The organism is Clostridium mucosae (genome assembly GCF_024622765.1).
GTDB lineage: Bacteria > Bacillota > Clostridia > Clostridiales > Clostridiaceae > Clostridium.
In genome coordinates, this window is sequence record NZ_JANKAF010000010.1 from 135442 (window position 1) to 153568 (window position 18127).

Below are 18127 nucleotides of genomic sequence, written 5' to 3' on the forward strand. Positions count from 1 at the left end.
ATAGAGATATACTTCTTTTTTAATGGATTATTCTCACTTTAGGAGGAAAGATTATGAACAAAATTACAGACCATATTTTACATAAGGTTGAAAAGCCATCAAGATATGTTGGTGGTGAATTGAATCAAGTAGTTAAGAACCCAAAAGATGTTGATATAAGATTTGCATTTTGTTTCCCGGATGTATATGAAGTAGGGATGTCTCATCTAGGTACAAGAATACTTTATCATACAATAAATGAAAGAAAAGATACATACTGTGAAAGAGTATTTGCTCCATGGCCAGATATGGAAGCTGAGCTTAGAAAAAATGAAATACCTCTAATGACATTAGAGACAAAAGATGCTCTTACTGAATTTGATATATTAGGATTTACACTTCAATATGAAATGAGTTATACAAATATACTAAATATGCTAGATATGGCTGGTATCACAATCAGAGCTTCACAAAGAGGAGAAGAAGAACCGATAATTATGGCTGGAGGTCCTTGTGCATATAATCCAGAACCTCTATATGATATAGTAGACTTCTTTGAAATTGGAGAAGGTGAAGAAGTCATGAATGAAGTTCTTGATGTATATAAGAAGTACAAGGGAAAAGGACAAAAGAAAGAGTTTTTAAGAGAAATAGCAAAAATAGAAGGTGTTTATGTTCCTTCTTTATATAATGTTACATACAAGGAAGATGGAACTATAAAAGAGTTTAAGCCTAAGTTTGAAGATGTTCCAGCTAAAATTAAAAAGAGAATAGTTAATAATTTTGATAAAGTAGATTTTCCATTAGATATGATAGTTCCATATTCTGAAATAGTACATGATAGAGTAGTTTTAGAAACTTCAAGAGGATGTACAAATGGATGTAGATTCTGTCAAGCTGGTATGATTTATAGACCAGTTAGAGAAAAGACTACCAATACATTATTAGACCAAGCAAGAAAGATGATAGATGCAACTGGATATCAAGAAGTATCTTTAGCATCATTAAGTATATGTGATTACTCAGATATACAAAGTCTTGTAAGCAATTTAATTTTAGAACATAGTGGTAAAAATGTAGGGGTTGCCCTTCCGTCTATAAGAGTAGATGCTTTTTCTGTTGATTTAATAAAAGAAATACAAAAGGTTAGAAAGACGGGTTTAACTTTTGCACCAGAAGCTGGATCTCAAAGAATGAGGGATATTATAAATAAAGGACTTACAGAAGAAAGAATATTAGAAGCGACTAAAAGTGCTTTTGAGTCAGGTTGGAGCACTATAAAGCTTTACTTTATAGTAGGACTTCCTTATGAAGAAATAGAAGATGCAGCTGGTATAGGTGAACTTGCAGAAAAGATGGCTGCTGTTTACTATGGAATTCCTAAAGAAAAGAGAGCAAAGGGCTTAAAGATTACAGTAAGTACTTCAATACTTGTACCAAAGCCATTTACTCCATTCCAATGGGCTCCTATGGCTAGACCAAATGAAGTTTGGCAAAAGATTGATGCAGTAAAAGGTGCAATAAAGTCAAGAGCTATACACTATAACTATCATGAACAAAAGACTTCATTTATGGAAGCTGTATTTGCAAGAGGAGATAGAAGAACTTGTGATCTTTTAATTAAAGCTTTTGAAAAGGGAGCTAAGTTTGATGGATGGTCAGAGTACTTTGATTATGATATATGGATGGAAGCTATGAAAGAATGTAATATAGATGAAGATTTCTATGTATATAGAGATAGAAGCTATGATGAAATACTTCCATGGGACTTCATAGATATTGGAGTAAACAGAAAATATCTAGAAGTAGAAAATGAAAAAGCAAAAAGAGCAGAGCTTACACAAAATTGTAGAAAAGGATGTACAGGTTGTGGAATAAATGTAAACTTTAAAGAAGGGAAGTGTTTTGAAGGTGCGTTATGTAATTAAGTTTACTAAAGAATCTAGCGTTAAATTTATATCTCATTTAGATTTGATGAGAACAATACAAAGAGTAATAAGAAGAGCGGATCTTCCAATGGAGTACTCAAAGGGATTTAATCCACATATGGCATTATCTATAGCACAACCCTTATCTGTTGGAGTTTATTCTGATGCTGAATATATGGATATAGTTTTAGTTGAAGAATTAGAAGAAAAAGAAATAATAGATAGATTAAATGCTAAGACAGCATCTGGAATTAAGTTCTTAAATGCAAGAAAAGTTATAACTAAAGAAGGGGAAAAGAAATTACCTCAAACTATGGCTTTAGTAGATGCAGCTAGATTTACTATAAAGATGCTTTGTAGCGATTCAAATGTGGTTGAAAGTAAAATAGAAGAGCTTATTAATAAGTCAGAGTGGACTACTATAAAGAAAAGTAAAAAAGGTGAAAAAGAAGTAAATCTAAAGACAATGATAAAAGAAATGAAGCATTGGATAAATAATGATGAGTTAATTTTAAATATATTAATATCATCAGGAAGTAGAGAACATTTATCACCAGATTTAGTGGCAGAGTATATAAAGAGCAATATTCCTGAAATATTAGAGGATGCTTTTATAGATATAAAGAGAGAAGAAATGTATGTATTGAAAGATAATAAGTACATACCGATAGATAAATGTATTTAGGGAAGTGTATCTTATGAGAGAGATTTTCATTGAAAGAGATGAGCCGCTTTTAAGAATTGCTATAAGGGATAATAAAATTTTAAGTGAGTGCTTCGTGGAGGAGCACTCTTCAGGACCTAAAATGGGCGAGATATATAAAGGAAGAGTGAAAAATATAGTGCCCGCTATCAATTCTATTTTTGTAGATATTGGTTTAGAAAAAGAGGCATATATGTATTTTAGCAATGAGCTTAAAAGTGAAGGAATAAAAAAAGGCGATGAAATACTAGTTGAAGTAATAAAAGAGCCAATAAACAATAAGGGTGCTAAAGTAAGTAAAAATATAAGCATACCAGGAAGATTTATGGTTTTAACTTTAGGAGGAAGAGAAATTAACTTTTCCAAGAGAATTAGTAATACAGAAGAAAAAGAAAGAATATTAAGGGCTATTAACAATATAGATGGATATGGAATAACAATAAGAACAGAAGCAGTTCATGCAAGTGATGAAGATTTATTATCAGAAAAAGTAAGTCTTTTATCAGAACTAGAAGCAATTATAAAAAAATTAAGATATAGTTTAAAGCTAGGAAAAGTCTATGGAGAAAATATTATTTTAAATAAAGTAATAAGAGAAAACTTAGGCAATGAATGTAAAATAATTTTAAATCATGAAGAAGATTTAAATGAAGTAAAATCATTGTTAGAAGGTAATGCTAAAGTTAGCATCGAGAAGTTTAATAATACGAGAAGTCTATTTGATTACTATGGAATAGAAAAGGAAATCCTAAAATTAAGACATAAAAAAGTGGCTTTAAATTGTGGAGGAAATATAGTAATAGATAAAACAGAAGCTATGTACGTTATAGATGTTAACTCATCTAAAAATATTAAAGGCAGAAATTTTGATAAAACTATATTAGAAACAAATATAGAAGCGGCTAGTGAAATAGGAAGACAAATTAGACTTAGAAATCTTGGTGGAATAATAGTTATAGATTTTATTGATATGAGGGATTTTTCACAAAAAGCCTTTGTTATGGATGCTTTAAAGGAAGCTTTAAAAGAAGATAAAGGTAATATGAAAATTTTCCCTTTTACAGAGCTAGACCTTGTTCAAATAGCTAGAAAAAGAAGAGGGAAATCAATATATGAATATTTAGAAGAAGGCTGCAAAAGGTGTAATAAAGAAGGATATGTTTTAAAGCTATCATATATAGAAAAGTTGATAAGAAATGAGATAATTAAAGGTGAAGAAGAAAACTCTATTAATTCATTTTATATAGAACTAGATAGTAATTATGAAGAAATGGTAAAAGGAGATATTTTTTCATTTTTAAGTAATATAAATTCATTAAATAAAGAAATTTATTTGAATTTTATGGATGGAATCGAAGGATATAAAATAGAACCACTTATATTTAATAGTCAAAAGGAAAATATAAAAAACTTAAGAATAAGTGGCTATGAAAAATATGAATAAACTTCTTTACAAGCAACATAATATTATGATACAATATCAGATGTTAAACCGCACATATGAGGTTTTTATATAAACAAAGTTTAGAGCTTTGTACCTCGGTTGGCGAGACCGTAATAAGAGGAGGTGTTTTTAATGTACGCAGTATTATCTACAGGAGGAAAACAATACAGAGTTCAAGAAGGAGACGTAATATTCGTTGAAAAACTTAACGCTGAAGTTGACTCAACAGTTGAATTAACAGAAGTATTAGCAGTTTCAAATGGTGATGCTTTAAAAGTTGGTACACCAGTTGTAGAAGGTGCTAAGGTTGTTGCTAAAGTTGTTGCTCAAGGCAAAGCTAAGAAGGTTACAGTATTCAAGTATAAGCCAAAGAAGGACTACAGAAAGAAAACTGGACACAGACAACCATACACTAAGTTAATAATTGAAAAAATCGAAGTTTAATTATTATGATTAAAGTAAAGATTTTTGAAAAAGATAATTTATGCCTTGGATTTAAGATAAAAGGTCATGCTTTATCAAGAGCTGAAATGAAGAAGGTCGGAGATGCTTATGATATGATTTGCAATTCGGTTTCAGTATTATCTCAAAGTACCCTAATAGGTATTCAAGAAGTACTGCAGCTTAAAGTTAAGTATGATATAGATGATGGTTTCTTACATATAGACTTATCTAATCTTAATAACGAGGATATAGAGAAGTGCCAAGTATTACTTTTAACTTTTGAAAAAAGTATAGAAAGCTTGATACAATCTCTTAAATTGAGTTTTGGAAATGAAAAAGACAGTGAATATATAAGAATGTTGAAAGAGGAGGTGCAATAGTATGTTAATAATGAACCTTCAATTATTTGCCCACAAAAAAGGGGTAGGTAGCTCAAAGAACGGTAGAGATTCTGAATCAAAGAGATTAGGAGTTAAAGCTGCTGACGGGGAGTTCGTTTTAGCTGGTAACATTTTAGTTAGACAAAGAGGAACAAAGATCCATCCAGGAACTAATGTTGGTAAAGGTGGAGATGACACTCTTTTTGCTAAAGAAGACGGAATCGTTAGATTTGAAAGAATGGGTAGAGACAAAAAGAAAGTTAGCATTTACCCAGTAAATGTTGAAGAAATAGCAGAATAATATTATTTTTTCTAAAAAGCACCCTGTTTTAGGGTGCTTTATTTTGTAAGAATAAAAAATGGGCAATTGACAATGAATAAAACTTGCCCATTGTACACTGTCAATTGTCCATTAATTTAATGGATTAGAAATTAATTTGCGCATGATATAATAAACATTAAAAATAGTGAGATAATATAAAGTAAGTAAGTGTTTATATTATTATAAATAATTTAAAGAAAGATGGGTGATTTTATGTTTATAGATAAGGCTAAGATATTCGTTAAATCTGGAGATGGTGGAAACGGATGTGTGTCTTTTAGAAGAGAAAAATATGTTCCACTTGGAGGTCCAGATGGAGGAGACGGTGGAAAAGGTGGAAGTGTAATATTTGAAGTAGATCCAGGTTTAACTACACTTTTAGACTTTAAATATAAAAAGAAGTTTGTAGCTGAAGCTGGTGGAAAAGGTGAAGGTTCAAAATGTTATGGTAAAGATGGAGATGATCTTCATGTTAAAGTTCCTATGGGAACAATAATCAGAGATTTTGAAACTAATAAGATTATAGCAGACCTTTCACATAAAGATGATACTTTTGTAATTGCAAAAGGAGGAAAAGGTGGAAAAGGAAATTGCAAATTCTGTACACCAACAAGGCAAGCTCCACACTTTGCAGAACCAGGTATGCCAGGTGAAGATAGATGGATTACATTAGAGCTTAAATTACTTGCAGATGTTGGATTAGTAGGATTCCCTAATGTAGGAAAATCAACTTTCCTTTCAACAGTAACTGCAGCAAAACCAAAGATAGCAAACTATCATTTTACAACATTAAAGCCAAACCTTGGAGTTGTAAAGGCTGAAGGAATGAATGCTTTTGTAATGGCTGATATACCAGGAATAATTGAAGGTGCTGCTGAAGGTGTAGGATTAGGATTAGATTTCTTAAGACATATTGAAAGAACTAGATTATTAATACATGTAGTAGACATATCAGGAATAGAAGGTAGAGATGCTTTCGAAGATTTCGTTAAGATAAATGAAGAACTTAAGAAATATTCAGTTAAACTATGGGATAGACCACAAATAGTTGTAGCAAATAAAACAGATATGCTTTATGACGAAGAAATTTTTGAAGACTTTAAGAAAAAAGTAAATGAACTAGGCTTTGATAAAGTATATAAGATGTCTGCAGCAACAAAATCAGGTGTTGAAGAAATAATTAAAGAAGCAGGTAGAATGCTTTCAGAAATTCCAATAAAGGATTTAGAAATCAGTGACGAAGAAAGATTTGTACAAGAAGAAAAGAGATTTACATATGATGTATCTATCGAAGATGGAGAAGATGATAACAAGGTATATGTAGTTTATGGATCATTTGTAGATAGACTATTAAATTCAGTAAATATCCATGATGCTGACTCATTAAGATATTTCCATAAGGTACTAAGAAACAAAGGTGTATTTGATAAGTTAAGAGAAATGGGAATAGAAGATGGAGACATGGTAAGACTTAACGATTTTGAGTTTGAGTATATTTTATAGGAGGATAAATAATGATAACAGGAAAGCAAAGAGCATATTTAAGAGGGCTTGCAAATAACTTAGATCCAATATTCCAAGTTGGTAAAAATGGAGTAGAGGAAGCTTTTTTAACACAATTAACTGAAGCTTTAGAAGCAAGAGAACTTATTAAGATAAAGGTACTTGAAAATAGTGGTTTAGGAGCTAGAGAAGTATCAAATTATATATGTGAGAAGATTGGTTGTGAAGGAATTCAAGCTATAGGAAGCAAAATAGTTCTATATAAAAAATCCTCAAAAAAACCTAAGATAGAAATACCTAGTAAATAGAGAATTTTTATGAAAAAGATTGGCATAATAGGAGGAACCTTTAATCCTATTCATTTAGCACATTTGTATATTGCATATGAAGCTAAATGTCAATTGAATTTAGATAAAGTGATTTTTATGCCTGCAGGGAGCCCACCTCATAAAAGAAATGAGGATATATTAGAGGCTCCTTTAAGATATAAAATGGTTCAAGAAGCTATAAAAAGTTATGAGGATTTTGAAATAAGTAATTATGAAATAGAAAAAGAAGGTTTTAGTTATACCTATGAAACCTTAGAAAACTTTAAATCTACTGATAATATATTATACTTTATTACTGGAGCTGATTGTCTTATAAATATAGAAAAATGGAAAAATACAGATAGAATACTTAAGACTTCTAATTTAGTAGTATTTAATAGACCAGGATATGACAAAGAGTCATTAAAATTACAAAAGAATGAAATTGAGAAAAAATATAACACAAGTATCAACTTTTTAGATATAATGGACTTAGAAATTTCATCATCTATGATAAGATCTAGAATTAAAGAGGGGAAAAGAATTGATTTTTTTATTCCTAAAGGAGTTCTAGATTTTATTAAAGAAAATAATATTTATGATTATTGTGAAAATATTAAAGAGAGATGAATTTATAACGATATTTAAGGAGAAGATATATGCTTAGTAAAGAAGAAATGAAAATCTACCTTAAAGAGCATTTAACTGAAAGTAGATATAAACATACTTTAGGTGTGGTTGAAACAGCAATAAGATTAGCTGAAATAAATAAGGTAGATAAAAAGAAAGCTGAAATAGCAGCATTAGCTCATGATATAGCTAAAAATATGACTATCTATGAGTTAAAGGATATCATGGCTAAAAATAATATCAATTTATCATATGATGAAGAAAAAACTCCTGAATTATGGCATAGTATTGTGTCACCGATATTAGGTAAGGAGATTTTTAAAATAGAAGATGAAGAAATATTAAGTGCTATGAGATGGCATACTACGGGAAAAGAAAATATGAGTAATCTAGACAAGATTATTTATATGGCTGATATGATAGAGCCAGGGAGAAACTTTCCTGGAGTAGATTTAATTAGAAAAGAAAGCTTTGCTGATTTAGATAAAGGCCTTCTTCAAGGATTAACTCATACTATTAAATATTTATTAGATAAAGGGTTTCCTATTGATATAAATAGTATAAAAGCTAGAAATTATTTATTACTAAATAAATAAGAACTGAATTTATTTAACTATGAAAAAAATCAGAGAGGAATTAAAAGGATGGGGAGTAGGAGAGAAAACCTGGAAAATAGAGAGGGAAGAAGACCTTCTAAAGATGACCAAATTAAAAGAAAAAGAATTGAAGCTAGAAGGAAAAAGAGAAAAAGAAAGAGAATAGCAACATTTATAATAACAATTCTATTAGTATTAATACTTGGAAGTGCGATATATATATTTAACTTCTTGTCAGGATTAAAAACAAATAATTTAGGTACTGGAGTAGCACCAGTATCATCTAAAGATCCTGTAAATATTTTGATTTTAGGTATGGATGTAGGTGATACAGGAAATCAAAATAAAGCTGGTAGAAGAAGTGATACTATAATGGTTTTAAATTATAATCCTAATACTAAGAAGGTTCATATAGTGTCTATACCAAGAGATACTATGATTGAAGTAGATGCTTATTTAGACACTGGTGAATATAGAAGGTATTGGAAAATAAATGCTGCATATGTTATAGGTGGGGAAGATGAGATAAAGACACATGTAGAGGATTTATTAGGTATAAATTTAAATTATATAGTTGAAGTAGATTATAATGCCTTTAGAAGTATAATAGATGCTTTAGGTGGCGTAGAAATGTATATAGAGCAAGATATGTTCTATGATGATGATGAACAAGATCTTCACATAAACTTTAAAGCTGGAGAAACTGTTCAATTAGATGGTAAAAAAGCAGAAGAGTTCTTTAGATGGAGAAAAAATAATGATGGAAGTGGAGGAGAAGAAGGGGATTTAGGTAGAATCAATAACCAACATCAATTTATTGGTAAGGTTGTAGATAAGGCTTTAAGCCCAAGTATAGTTTTTAAGGCACCAAAAATATTAAAAGCTATAAGTGAAAATGTTGAAACTAATATTCCAGCTAAGACTTTAATTTCTCTTGGTATGAAAATTATGAGATTAAAGTCAGAGAATATAGTTATGACTACTCTTCAAGGTCAATCAGAATATCTTTATGGCGAATCTTTCTTGATTGCCGATAAAGATACAAATAGAGATTTAATAAATGCATTAAGAGCAGAAAGCTCTTCATCAGCTCCAGTTATAACTTCAATAAATAAAGAAGATCTAAAAGTATTAGTATTAAACGGAACAAAAATTGATGGATTAGCATCAAGTGCAAAAGATAGTTTACTTTCTCTTGGATATGCAAATGTAGAAGTTGGAAATACTGATAATGTAGAGAAAAGTGTAATTCAATCAGATAATAAGGAATTGAAGGATTTGCTTAAAAATGATACAGGTATACAAAAGTTTGAAAAGATAGGCAAATCAGAATATAAACAATATGATGTTGTAATATTATTAGGTAAAGATTATAACTTATTTGGAAACTAAAAGGGGCTGTCGCAGAAAATCATTTAATGTAAAATGTAGAGTTGTGCGACAGCTCCTTTTTACTAGGAGGAAAAATGAGTACTATAAAAAAAGTTGTTTCAAAAGAATACGAAGGAAGAAAAATTAGAGAATTTTTAAAAGAGGAATTAGGATTATCTTCAAGGTTAATTAGAAGTGCTTCAATAGATAAAAGAATTTTTGTAGATAAGAAAGCTGTAAAAATGAATTATGTACTAAAAAGCAATGAAGAAGTGTTAATTGATTTAGTAAAAGAAGAAACTCAAAATATAGATCCAGAAGATATACCAATAGATATTGTATATGAAGATGAAGATATAATAGTGGTGAATAAGGGACCTAATATGGTGGTTCATCCAACAAAAAGATATCAAAGTGGTACTTTAGCTAATGCCTTAATGCATTATTTTAAAGAAAGTAATCAAAAGTGCATTGTTAGGCTTGTAAGTAGACTAGATATGGATACATCTGGACTTATTATTATAGCTAAAAATCAATATGCACATATGGAATTATCTAAAGAAATGACTTTAAATAATGTTGAAAAAAGATATCTTACAGTTGTGCACGGACATATGGAAAATGATGAAGGAACTATAGATTTACCGATATATAGGCCAGAAGAAGAAGGAACTATAAGAAGAGTTATTGATGAAAGAGGACAGAGAAGTATAACTCATTATAAGGTTATAAAAAGATTTAAGGATGCAGATTTAGTTGAATGCTTGTTAGAAACAGGGAGAACACATCAAATAAGAGTTCATTTAAGTTCATTAGGACATCCGATTTGGGGAGATACTTTATATGGATGTGAAGAAGATGGAAAAGTTATAAACAGGCAAGCGCTTCATGCTTATGGATTAGATTTTAAATCTCCAAGAACTAAAAAGGAATTAAGTCTTAGAGCAAGAGTTCCAGAGGACATAGAAAAGCTTATAGAATATTTAAAGTAATATATGGTTATACAAATGTAGTTATCTTTTTTAAAATTGAGGTAACTACATTTTACTTTTTAAATTTGCACTTAGATGCAGAGATGTAGTTACTTTTTTATATATAAAAGTAACTACAATGTATATTTTACTATGAAAAGAAAAGTGTGTTGTAAAATGACTTATAAATCATTTTACAACACACTTTTCTTTTATTATGACTTCAGGCTTATTTAAACCTAGGTCTTCTTCTTCTAAGATTTTTTCTTTTTATAGATAAAAATAAGTATCTAATAAGAATTACTAAAATAACTACTACAACTACAACAATGACAATAAATTTAGGTGTAGTTACTAAATTAGACAATTTTTCTTTTATCTTAACCTGACTATTATATTCTCTATTAGCTCCACTTACCAAATCTAAGGACGATATAGTTTCTCCATTAATATTTATTTTAGCTTTTAAAAGAATATCCCCTTTATTTATATTTTTCTTACTTATATCCTTTTTTGAATAATCTACAGTATATGAAGGTATTCCTTCTGATTTAGATTTAGTATAATATAAATCCTCTTTAGCCAGTAAAGGGATAGATATATCATCATTAATTTTATATGTGTCAAGTAGCTCATTTTTATCTATAAGCTTTATAGTTTCAAAATTATCAAATCCATAATTAAATAACGGACCTATATTTGTATAAAAGTTATCCTTATCTGTAGCATTTAATAATGCTGCTACTAAAAATTGTCCATCTTTCATAGCAGTAGCGGTGTATGTATGATTTGCTTCTGGAGTATATCCATTTTTACCAATATAAGCATATTGATAATAATAAGGAGTATATTCATTAAATAGCTGGTTTCTATTTGTAGCCCATTTTTCACTACCATCAGAAAATGGATGATTTACATATTTGTGAGATTCAGTTTTCGCAATTCTCACAAGGTCTTCGTTTTGATAAGCAGCCCTCATTATAAGTGCTAAATCATAAGCTGTAGTAAAGTGCCCATCTTCGTGTAAACCACTTGGGTTTTTAAAATTTGTATCTAATGCACCAAGCTCTTTAGCTTTAGCATTCATAAGTTTTGCAAATTCTTCATTAGATCCAGAAACATGTTCAGCTAATGCTTCAGCGCAGTCGTTACCAGATTCTAATAAAAGGCCTAGCATAAGTTCTTCAACAGTATAAACTTCTCCTTTAGCTATACCAATTGCAGATCCATCTACTAGAGTTGGTTTTTCACCAATAGTAACTTTATCAGTTAACTTTGTATTTTCTAGAACAACTAATGCTGTCATAACCTTAGTTGTTGAGGCAGGCTCATATTGAGTATGCTCATTTTTAGAATAAATAACCTTACCTGTTCTTCCATCCATTAGTACTGCACCTTCAGAATATACTTGAGGTAATTCAGTAGCCTTTACATTTACAGCAAAAACACTGCATATAAAAGCAGTGAATAGGAAGATTTTTCTCATAAATTTTTTCATATTAATTCTCCCAATAATAAACTTATTACATATAGACAAAAATATTTTATCAGAAATAAGGACATCATTCTATATTTTATGAATAATTAAGTAAATTTTAGTTAAAATGTTAATAAAAAGTTAATAATTAAGATAAAGATTTATCAATTAGAGGTGATTTATGGATAAAAAAATGGAAAAACTTTTAACAAAGAGAAATATAGTATTAATTATATTAGTCTTCATATGTATATTAACATCATTTATCTTGTATGGAAGAAATAAATCTAAGGTATTTAAAGATGAATATATGAAAAATATATTTGTAGATGAAGAATCTCATGCTGAGGATAGTGCAGAAGTAAGTGCAGAGCCTATTAAAGAAGTAAATGGAGAAAATAAATCTCCCCAAAGCACTAAAATGATAGTTGTTGAAATAAAAGGGGAAGTTGTTAATCCAGATGTTTATGAAATAAGTGAAGGAAGTATAATTAGGGACTTAATAACTAAAGCAGGAGGGCTAACTAATGATGCTAATATAGAGAAAATAAATAGAGCGGATAAATTAAGAGATAATCAACTTATAGTTATACCAAATAAGAATAACTTATCAAATGCAAATGTTAATGATAATACAAATATTAATAATGGGAGCACTTCAGAAAATGGAGTCATTAATATTAACACTGCCACTTTAGAAGAACTTCAAAAAATAAATGGAGTAGGAGAAGTTAAGGCAAAAAGTATAATTGAATACAGAGAAAAAAATGGAGGATTTAAATCAATAGATGAAATGAAAAATATAGAAGGAATAGGTGATAAGACTTTCGAAAAGATGAAAGATAAAATAACAATATAATCCTATAAATTATAAAATATGTTATATTATAGATTTGATATTTGTGATAAAATTAATTATATAACTATCTAAATTGAAGGGGGAATGGGATATGGATATAGTTTTAAGTACACTTATGAACTTAGGATTAAGTTTATTATTTGGGGCAGTCGGAATATTGGTATTGGTAATTGGATACAAGATATTTGATGCAATAATACCAGCTGATTTTAATAAAGAATTAGAGAAGGGGAACATAGCAATAGCTATATTTTTAGCAGGAGCTTTAATTGGAATAGCAATAATAGTATCACAAGTTGTAAAATAATTAGTAATAAAATGGGCAGAGAAAATTTATCTTTGTCCATTTGCTATTATGGCAGTTATGTGACAGAGGCTTTTAAAATAGCCACTTTAGTGTTATAATAAATTGAATTTAGGAAACTATAAATACATAAGATTAAAAAATCCTAGGGGGGATTATTATGATAAGAAAATTTTTAATGATTGTAATTAGCGGAATAATGGCTACATCATTAGTGGCTTGTAGCGGAAATTCAAATGATAAACAAGCAAAAACAGTTCAAGAACCACCTAAAGTTGAAGAAAAGCAATTTATAGGTGAAGGTGTATGGGCAGAAGATTATACAAAAGACCAAGTGACTATTTTAAATGATGAAATAATGTCAAGAATAGAAGAGGTGGCTACTTTTTATGACTTAGAATATTCTAAGGAAGAAAAAGTTACAGAAGAAAATGGAGAAACAATTAACGATAACCATATATATATAGACAATTTAAATCCTGAACCAAATAGAATGGAAAGTATGTATTATGGATTTAAGATGTATGGGGCAGATATGGCTAGTGGAAGCTTAAATCTAAAGATAGGATTTAAGTTAGATTTGGACCAAATAAAAACTGAAGACAAATTCAATTTTGAAGAAACATCCATAGCATTATTTTCAGAAGCTATGACAAATAATCCAGAAAGAGATTACTCAGAATTAGATAATCAAATAAAAGATATAGTTGTAAACCAAAATAGTAATGGAACTATAGAAACAAATGTAAATGGATTAGTAGAAACAATAACGATAAAGGATGATTTCTTATTATACAAATTAGATTCTAAAAACTATGATTTTAAAAAATAGTACATACTTTAACTTTTAATTTAGGAGGATATAAAATTGGTAGATAGAGAAGATGTAGTAATGAATAATGAAGAGGGAATGGCTAATAATGAAATAATTAATAATGAAGAGGTAAATAACGAAGAAGTAAATAATGAAGAAGTAAAAGAAGATGGAAAGGCAGTTAAGTTTATAAAAAGACTTTTAGCTGCAACTATAGATCAAATAGTAGCTATAGCATTAGCATTACTTTTATTATTAGTTTTTGACTTTTTATTAAAATTCGCAGGTTTTTACATTGCACAAAGACAACCAATGTTCTTGATAATATATGTAATAACTAATATTCTATATAGCACAATTTGTGAATCAACAAAGCTTGGAAGAACTATAGGAAAAAAAACAATGTTAAAATAAACATTAATTAGGAGATAGCATGAGAAAAGGAAGTACAGTACAAGTTAAAATAGATAAAACAGAATTTCCATCCGTTGGAGTAGGCACTTTAGAAGGAAAAAAGATATATGTAAAGGGTGCTTTCCCAGGACAAGTGGTAAGTGGTATAGTAAAGAAGAAGAGAGAAGGATTTGCAGAGTTAAAACTTTTATCAGTAGATGAAAGAGCAGATTATGAGATAGATGCATCTTGTGAATACTTTGGAGTTTGTGGTGGTTGTACATCACAAAACTTAACTTATGATAAGCAATTAGATTTACTAAGTGAAGAAGTTAAGGCATTATTTGAAGATGCTAATATACCTATGGGAGAGTATTTAGGTGTTGTAGGCAGCAAGGAACAATGGGAATACAGAAATAAAATGGAGTTTACCTTTGGAGATTTCGAAAAAGGTGGAGAATTAACTTTAGGCATGCATATGAAAGGAAAATCCTTTGGGATTATAACTGTTGATAAGTGCTTAATAGTTGATGAAGATTTTAGAACTATAATAAGAGAAACTGTAAATTATTTTAAGGATAAGGAATTACCTTATTATAGAGTTATGAAAAGAGAAGGCTACTTAAGACACTTAGTTATAAGAAAAGCAATAAATACTGGTGAATTAATGGTTAATATAGTCACTACGACGCAAATAGATTTTGACTTATCAGAGTATGTAGATTTACTAAAATCACAAACTTATAAAGGAAATTTAGTATCTATATTACACACTGAAAATAATTCCTTTTCAGATGCTGTAATACCTGAAAAAGTAAATTTATTGTTTGGAAAAGACTATATAACAGAAAATTTATTAGGTTTACAATTTAAGATATCACCATTTTCATTCTTCCAAACTAATACTAAGGGGGCTGAAAGCCTTTATAGTATAGTTAGAGATTTTATGGGAGAATCAAATGATAAAGTTGTTTTTGATCTTTATTGTGGAACAGGAACTATAGGTCAAATTGCAGCTTCGAACGCTAAAAAAGTAGTTGGAATAGAACTTATAGAAGAAGCTGTAGAAGCAGCAAAAGAAAATGCAAAGTTAAACAATTTAAATAACTGCGAGTTCCTAGCAGGTGATGTTGCAGAAATAATAAAAACTGTTAAAGATAAGCCAGATATCATAATCCTAGATCCACCAAGAAGTGGAGTACATCCAAAAGCATTAGAATATGTAATTAAATTCAATGCTAAGGAAATAATTTATGTATCATGCAATCCAAAAACTTTAGTAGAAAACCTAAAGGATTTAATAGATGCAGGATACAAAGTTGTCCAAAGTACAGTTAAGGATATGTTCCCTAACACTCCTCATGCGGAGGTTGTTGTTAAGTTAGTGAAGTAAATTTAGTTGTAGTCTCACATTAAACTTTAACTAACCCGACTAAAGATTGACTATTCCGAAGAAAGTTTAACTGGAGAATCTTTGATGCAGAGTTAAGGGGTAGGATTAAATAATGGAAAATAAATAAAAGAGAATAAAGCTAAAGTAAGATAAATAGAGGAGTCGAGCAAAATAATTGCTTGGCTCCTTTTTAGAATTATTGTAATCAAATTTCTATTTATGATTATAAATAGAAAAAATCTGCAAAGCATAGTAAAATAGGAATATATAACATAGGAGGACAGAAAGAATGATTACAGGAGAATTAAAGAGTAAAGTAGATAAAATATGGGAAACATTTTGGACTGGTGGAATAACTAATCCATTAGAAGTAATAGAGCAGTTTACATATCTTTTATTTATTAAAGGATTAGATGAAATAGAAACAACAAAGGAAGCAGAAGCTTCAATATTAGGAATAGATTTTAATAGAACTTTTCCAGAGGATAAGCAAGATTTAAGATGGAGTAAGTTTTCTAATGAAGGAAATCCAGAAAAAATGTATTTAATTGTTCAAAATGAAGTATTTTCTTTTATTAAGAATCTTCATGGAAATAATGAATCAGCTTATGCTAAGTATATGGGAGATGCTATATTTAAAATTCCAACTCCACTTATGTTAAGTAAAATAGTGGATGGGATTAATAATATTAAGTTTGATAAGGATAAAGATACAAAGGGAGATTTATATGAGTATCTATTATCTAAGGTAGCAACAGCTGGAACTAATGGTCAGTTTAGAACACCAAGACATATCATTGATATGATGGTTAATTTAATGAAGCCAACACCAGAAGATATAATTGTTGACCCTGCAATGGGAAGTGCTGGATTCTTAGTATCATCACAAGAATATTTAAGAAAAAATCGTAATGATTTATTTTTAGTTAAAGGCTTAAAAGAGCATTTTAATAATACTATGTTCTATGGCTTTGATATGGATAGAACTATGCTTAGAATAGGTGCTATGAATATGATGCTTCATGGTGTTGATAATCCTAATATAGAATATAAAGATTCATTATCAGAAGTAAATACAGATAAAGAAAAATTCACATTAGTATTAGCAAACCCTCCATTTAAGGGAAGTTTAGATTATGAAGCAGTATCAGCTGATCTTTTAAAAATAACTAAAACAAAGAAAACAGAGCTTTTATTCTTAGCTTTATTTTTAAGAATACTAAAAACAGGTGGAAGATGTGCTTCTATAGTTCCAGATGGAGTATTATTTGGATCAACAGGTGGACATAAATCTATAAGAAAAGAAATAGTAGATAATCATAAGCTAGAAGCAATAATATCAATGCCAAGTGGAGTATTCAAACCATATGCAGGAGTATCAACTGCTATTATGATATTTACAAAGACAGGAACAGGTGGAACAGATAAGGTATGGTTCTATGATATGAAGGCAGATGGATATTCCTTAGATGATAAGAGAAATCCTGTAGAAGAAAATGATATAGAAGATATAATTGAAAGATTCAATAATTTAGATAAAGAAGAAGATAGAAAAAGAATAGAACAAAGCTTCTTTGTACCAGTAGAAGAAATAAGAGAAAATGGCTATGACCTTTCTATTAATAAATATAAAGAAATAGAATATGAAGAAGTAAAGTATGATTCACCACAAGAAATAATGCTAAGAATTAGAGAATTAGAGATGGAAATTACATCTGGGATAGAAGATTTAGCTGAAATGATTGGAGAATAATAGATGGAGTATATTAAATTAAATGAGCTATGTGAAATAAATATTGGAAAAACTCCTTCAAGAAATAAAAGTGAATATTGGGGAGAAGGATTTAATTGGCTATCAATTTCTGATTTGAAAGAGCGTAGAATATATGAAACTAAGGAAGATATTACTGATATTGCTGTGAAAGAATGCAATATGAGGATAGTTCCTAAAAATACTGTTGTAATGAGTTTTAAGCTTTCTATTGGGAAAACTGCAATATTAGATAAAGATATGTACACAAATGAAGCAATTGCTAATTTTCCAATTGAAAATAAAGATAAACTTTTGTCAGAATATTTATTTTATGCACTAAAAACAGTTAATTTTAATAATACTGACAGAGCAGTAATGGGAGCTACACTAAATAAGGCAAAGTTAAATGAGATTAAAATACCTTATTTTGATATAAAAACTCAAAAGAAAATTATTACTTTGTTAGATAAAGCACAAGAATTAATAGATAAAAGAAAAGAACAAATAGAAGCTTTAGATCAATTAGTTAAATCAAAATTTATCGAGATGTTTGGT

At 29.2% G+C, this 18127-nt stretch carries 20 protein-coding genes; 19 read left to right on the forward strand and 1 reads right to left on the reverse strand.

What is annotated here, in order from left to right; translation table 11 throughout:
• Positions 1–53: 53 nt before the first annotated feature.
• From NSA50_RS12350 to NSA50_RS12405, 12 genes are all read left to right on the forward strand, one after another.
• Positions 54–1907: a TIGR03960 family B12-binding radical SAM protein gene (locus tag NSA50_RS12350; RefSeq protein ID WP_195262692.1), complete on the forward strand. Its 1854-nt coding sequence runs from the start codon at positions 54–56 to the stop codon at positions 1905–1907.
• Positions 1891–2592: a TIGR03936 family radical SAM-associated protein gene (locus tag NSA50_RS12355; RefSeq protein WP_195428910.1), complete on the forward strand. Its 702-nt coding sequence runs from the start codon at positions 1891–1893 to the stop codon at positions 2590–2592. Before NSA50_RS12350 ends, NSA50_RS12355 begins: the two co-directional genes overlap by 17 nt.
• Positions 2593–2605: 13 nt before the next feature.
• The gene (locus tag NSA50_RS12360) at positions 2606–4054 is read left to right on the forward strand and encodes an Rne/Rng family ribonuclease (protein WP_195428864.1); all 1449 of its coding nucleotides are present in this window, start codon (positions 2606–2608) and stop codon (positions 4052–4054) included.
• Positions 4055–4186: 132 nt separating this feature from the next.
• Positions 4187–4498 (forward strand): 50S ribosomal protein L21, encoded by a 312-nt coding sequence (gene rplU, locus NSA50_RS12365; RefSeq protein WP_257445440.1) that lies wholly within the window; start codon positions 4187–4189, stop codon positions 4496–4498.
• Between the two features lie 5 nt (positions 4499–4503).
• Entirely contained in the window at positions 4504–4878 is a 375-nt protein-coding gene (locus NSA50_RS12370; RefSeq protein WP_195428860.1) for a ribosomal-processing cysteine protease Prp, read from the forward strand.
• 1 nt (position 4879) lies between these two features.
• Positions 4880–5179 carry a 50S ribosomal protein L27 gene (rpmA, locus tag NSA50_RS12375; protein ID WP_008676729.1) on the forward strand — a complete coding sequence of 100 codons (300 nt, stop codon included), beginning with the start codon at positions 4880–4882 and terminating at the stop codon, positions 5177–5179.
• Positions 5180–5413: 234 nt separating this feature from the next.
• Positions 5414–6703: a GTPase ObgE gene (obgE, locus tag NSA50_RS12380; protein WP_195262790.1), complete on the forward strand. Its 1290-nt coding sequence runs from the start codon at positions 5414–5416 to the stop codon at positions 6701–6703.
• Between the two features lie 11 nt (positions 6704–6714).
• On the forward strand, positions 6715–7011 hold the full coding sequence (gene yhbY / locus NSA50_RS12385) for a ribosome assembly RNA-binding protein YhbY (RefSeq protein ID WP_195428856.1): 297 nt from the start codon (positions 6715–6717) through the stop codon (positions 7009–7011).
• Positions 7012–7020: 9 nt separating this feature from the next.
• The gene (gene nadD / locus NSA50_RS12390) at positions 7021–7641 is read left to right on the forward strand and encodes a nicotinate-nucleotide adenylyltransferase (protein ID WP_257445445.1); all 621 of its coding nucleotides are present in this window, start codon (positions 7021–7023) and stop codon (positions 7639–7641) included.
• 29 nt (positions 7642–7670) lie between these two features.
• Positions 7671–8237 (forward strand): bis(5'-nucleosyl)-tetraphosphatase (symmetrical) YqeK, encoded by a 567-nt coding sequence (gene yqeK, locus NSA50_RS12395; RefSeq protein ID WP_195262687.1) that lies wholly within the window; start codon positions 7671–7673, stop codon positions 8235–8237.
• Between the two features lie 48 nt (positions 8238–8285).
• Positions 8286–9629: an LCP family protein gene (locus NSA50_RS12400; RefSeq protein WP_257445447.1), complete on the forward strand. Its 1344-nt coding sequence runs from the start codon at positions 8286–8288 to the stop codon at positions 9627–9629.
• Positions 9630–9703: 74 nt separating this feature from the next.
• Entirely contained in the window at positions 9704–10600 is an 897-nt protein-coding gene (locus NSA50_RS12405; protein ID WP_257445449.1) for an RluA family pseudouridine synthase, read from the forward strand.
• Between the two features lie 208 nt (positions 10601–10808).
• On the opposite strand, the gene NSA50_RS12410 is transcribed toward NSA50_RS12405, so the two are convergent.
• Positions 10809–12077, reverse strand: coding sequence for a D-alanyl-D-alanine carboxypeptidase family protein (locus tag NSA50_RS12410; protein ID WP_257445451.1), 1269 nt, complete (start codon positions 12075–12077; stop codon positions 10809–10811).
• A 160-nt stretch (positions 12078–12237) separates the two neighbouring features.
• On the opposite strand from NSA50_RS12410, the gene NSA50_RS12415 reads away from it, so the two are divergent.
• The 7 genes from NSA50_RS12415 to NSA50_RS12445 form a co-directional block, all read left to right on the forward strand.
• Positions 12238–12915, forward strand: coding sequence for a helix-hairpin-helix domain-containing protein (locus NSA50_RS12415; protein WP_257445454.1), 678 nt, complete (start codon positions 12238–12240; stop codon positions 12913–12915).
• 91 nt (positions 12916–13006) lie between these two features.
• On the forward strand, positions 13007–13222 hold the full coding sequence (locus tag NSA50_RS12420) for a DUF350 domain-containing protein (protein WP_195262682.1): 216 nt from the start codon (positions 13007–13009) through the stop codon (positions 13220–13222).
• A 157-nt stretch (positions 13223–13379) separates the two neighbouring features.
• Positions 13380–14051 (forward strand): hypothetical protein, encoded by a 672-nt coding sequence (locus NSA50_RS12425; RefSeq protein WP_195262681.1) that lies wholly within the window; start codon positions 13380–13382, stop codon positions 14049–14051.
• A gap of 36 nt (positions 14052–14087) precedes the next feature.
• Complete coding sequence (locus NSA50_RS12430; protein ID WP_257445456.1) at positions 14088–14447, forward strand: RDD family protein; 360 nt, start codon at positions 14088–14090, stop codon at positions 14445–14447.
• 19 nt (positions 14448–14466) lie between these two features.
• Positions 14467–15819, forward strand: a complete 1353-nt coding sequence (gene rlmD / locus NSA50_RS12435; RefSeq protein WP_257445458.1) for a 23S rRNA (uracil(1939)-C(5))-methyltransferase RlmD — start codon at positions 14467–14469, stop codon at positions 15817–15819.
• Positions 15820–16108: 289 nt separating this feature from the next.
• A complete protein-coding gene (locus NSA50_RS12440) occupies positions 16109–17572 on the forward strand; it encodes a type I restriction-modification system subunit M (RefSeq protein WP_257445460.1) in 1464 nt (487 codons plus the stop codon).
• Positions 17573–17575: 3 nt separating this feature from the next.
• Positions 17576–18127: restriction endonuclease subunit S (locus tag NSA50_RS12445; RefSeq protein WP_257445462.1), on the forward strand; the 552-nt coding region annotated here is incomplete at its 3' end.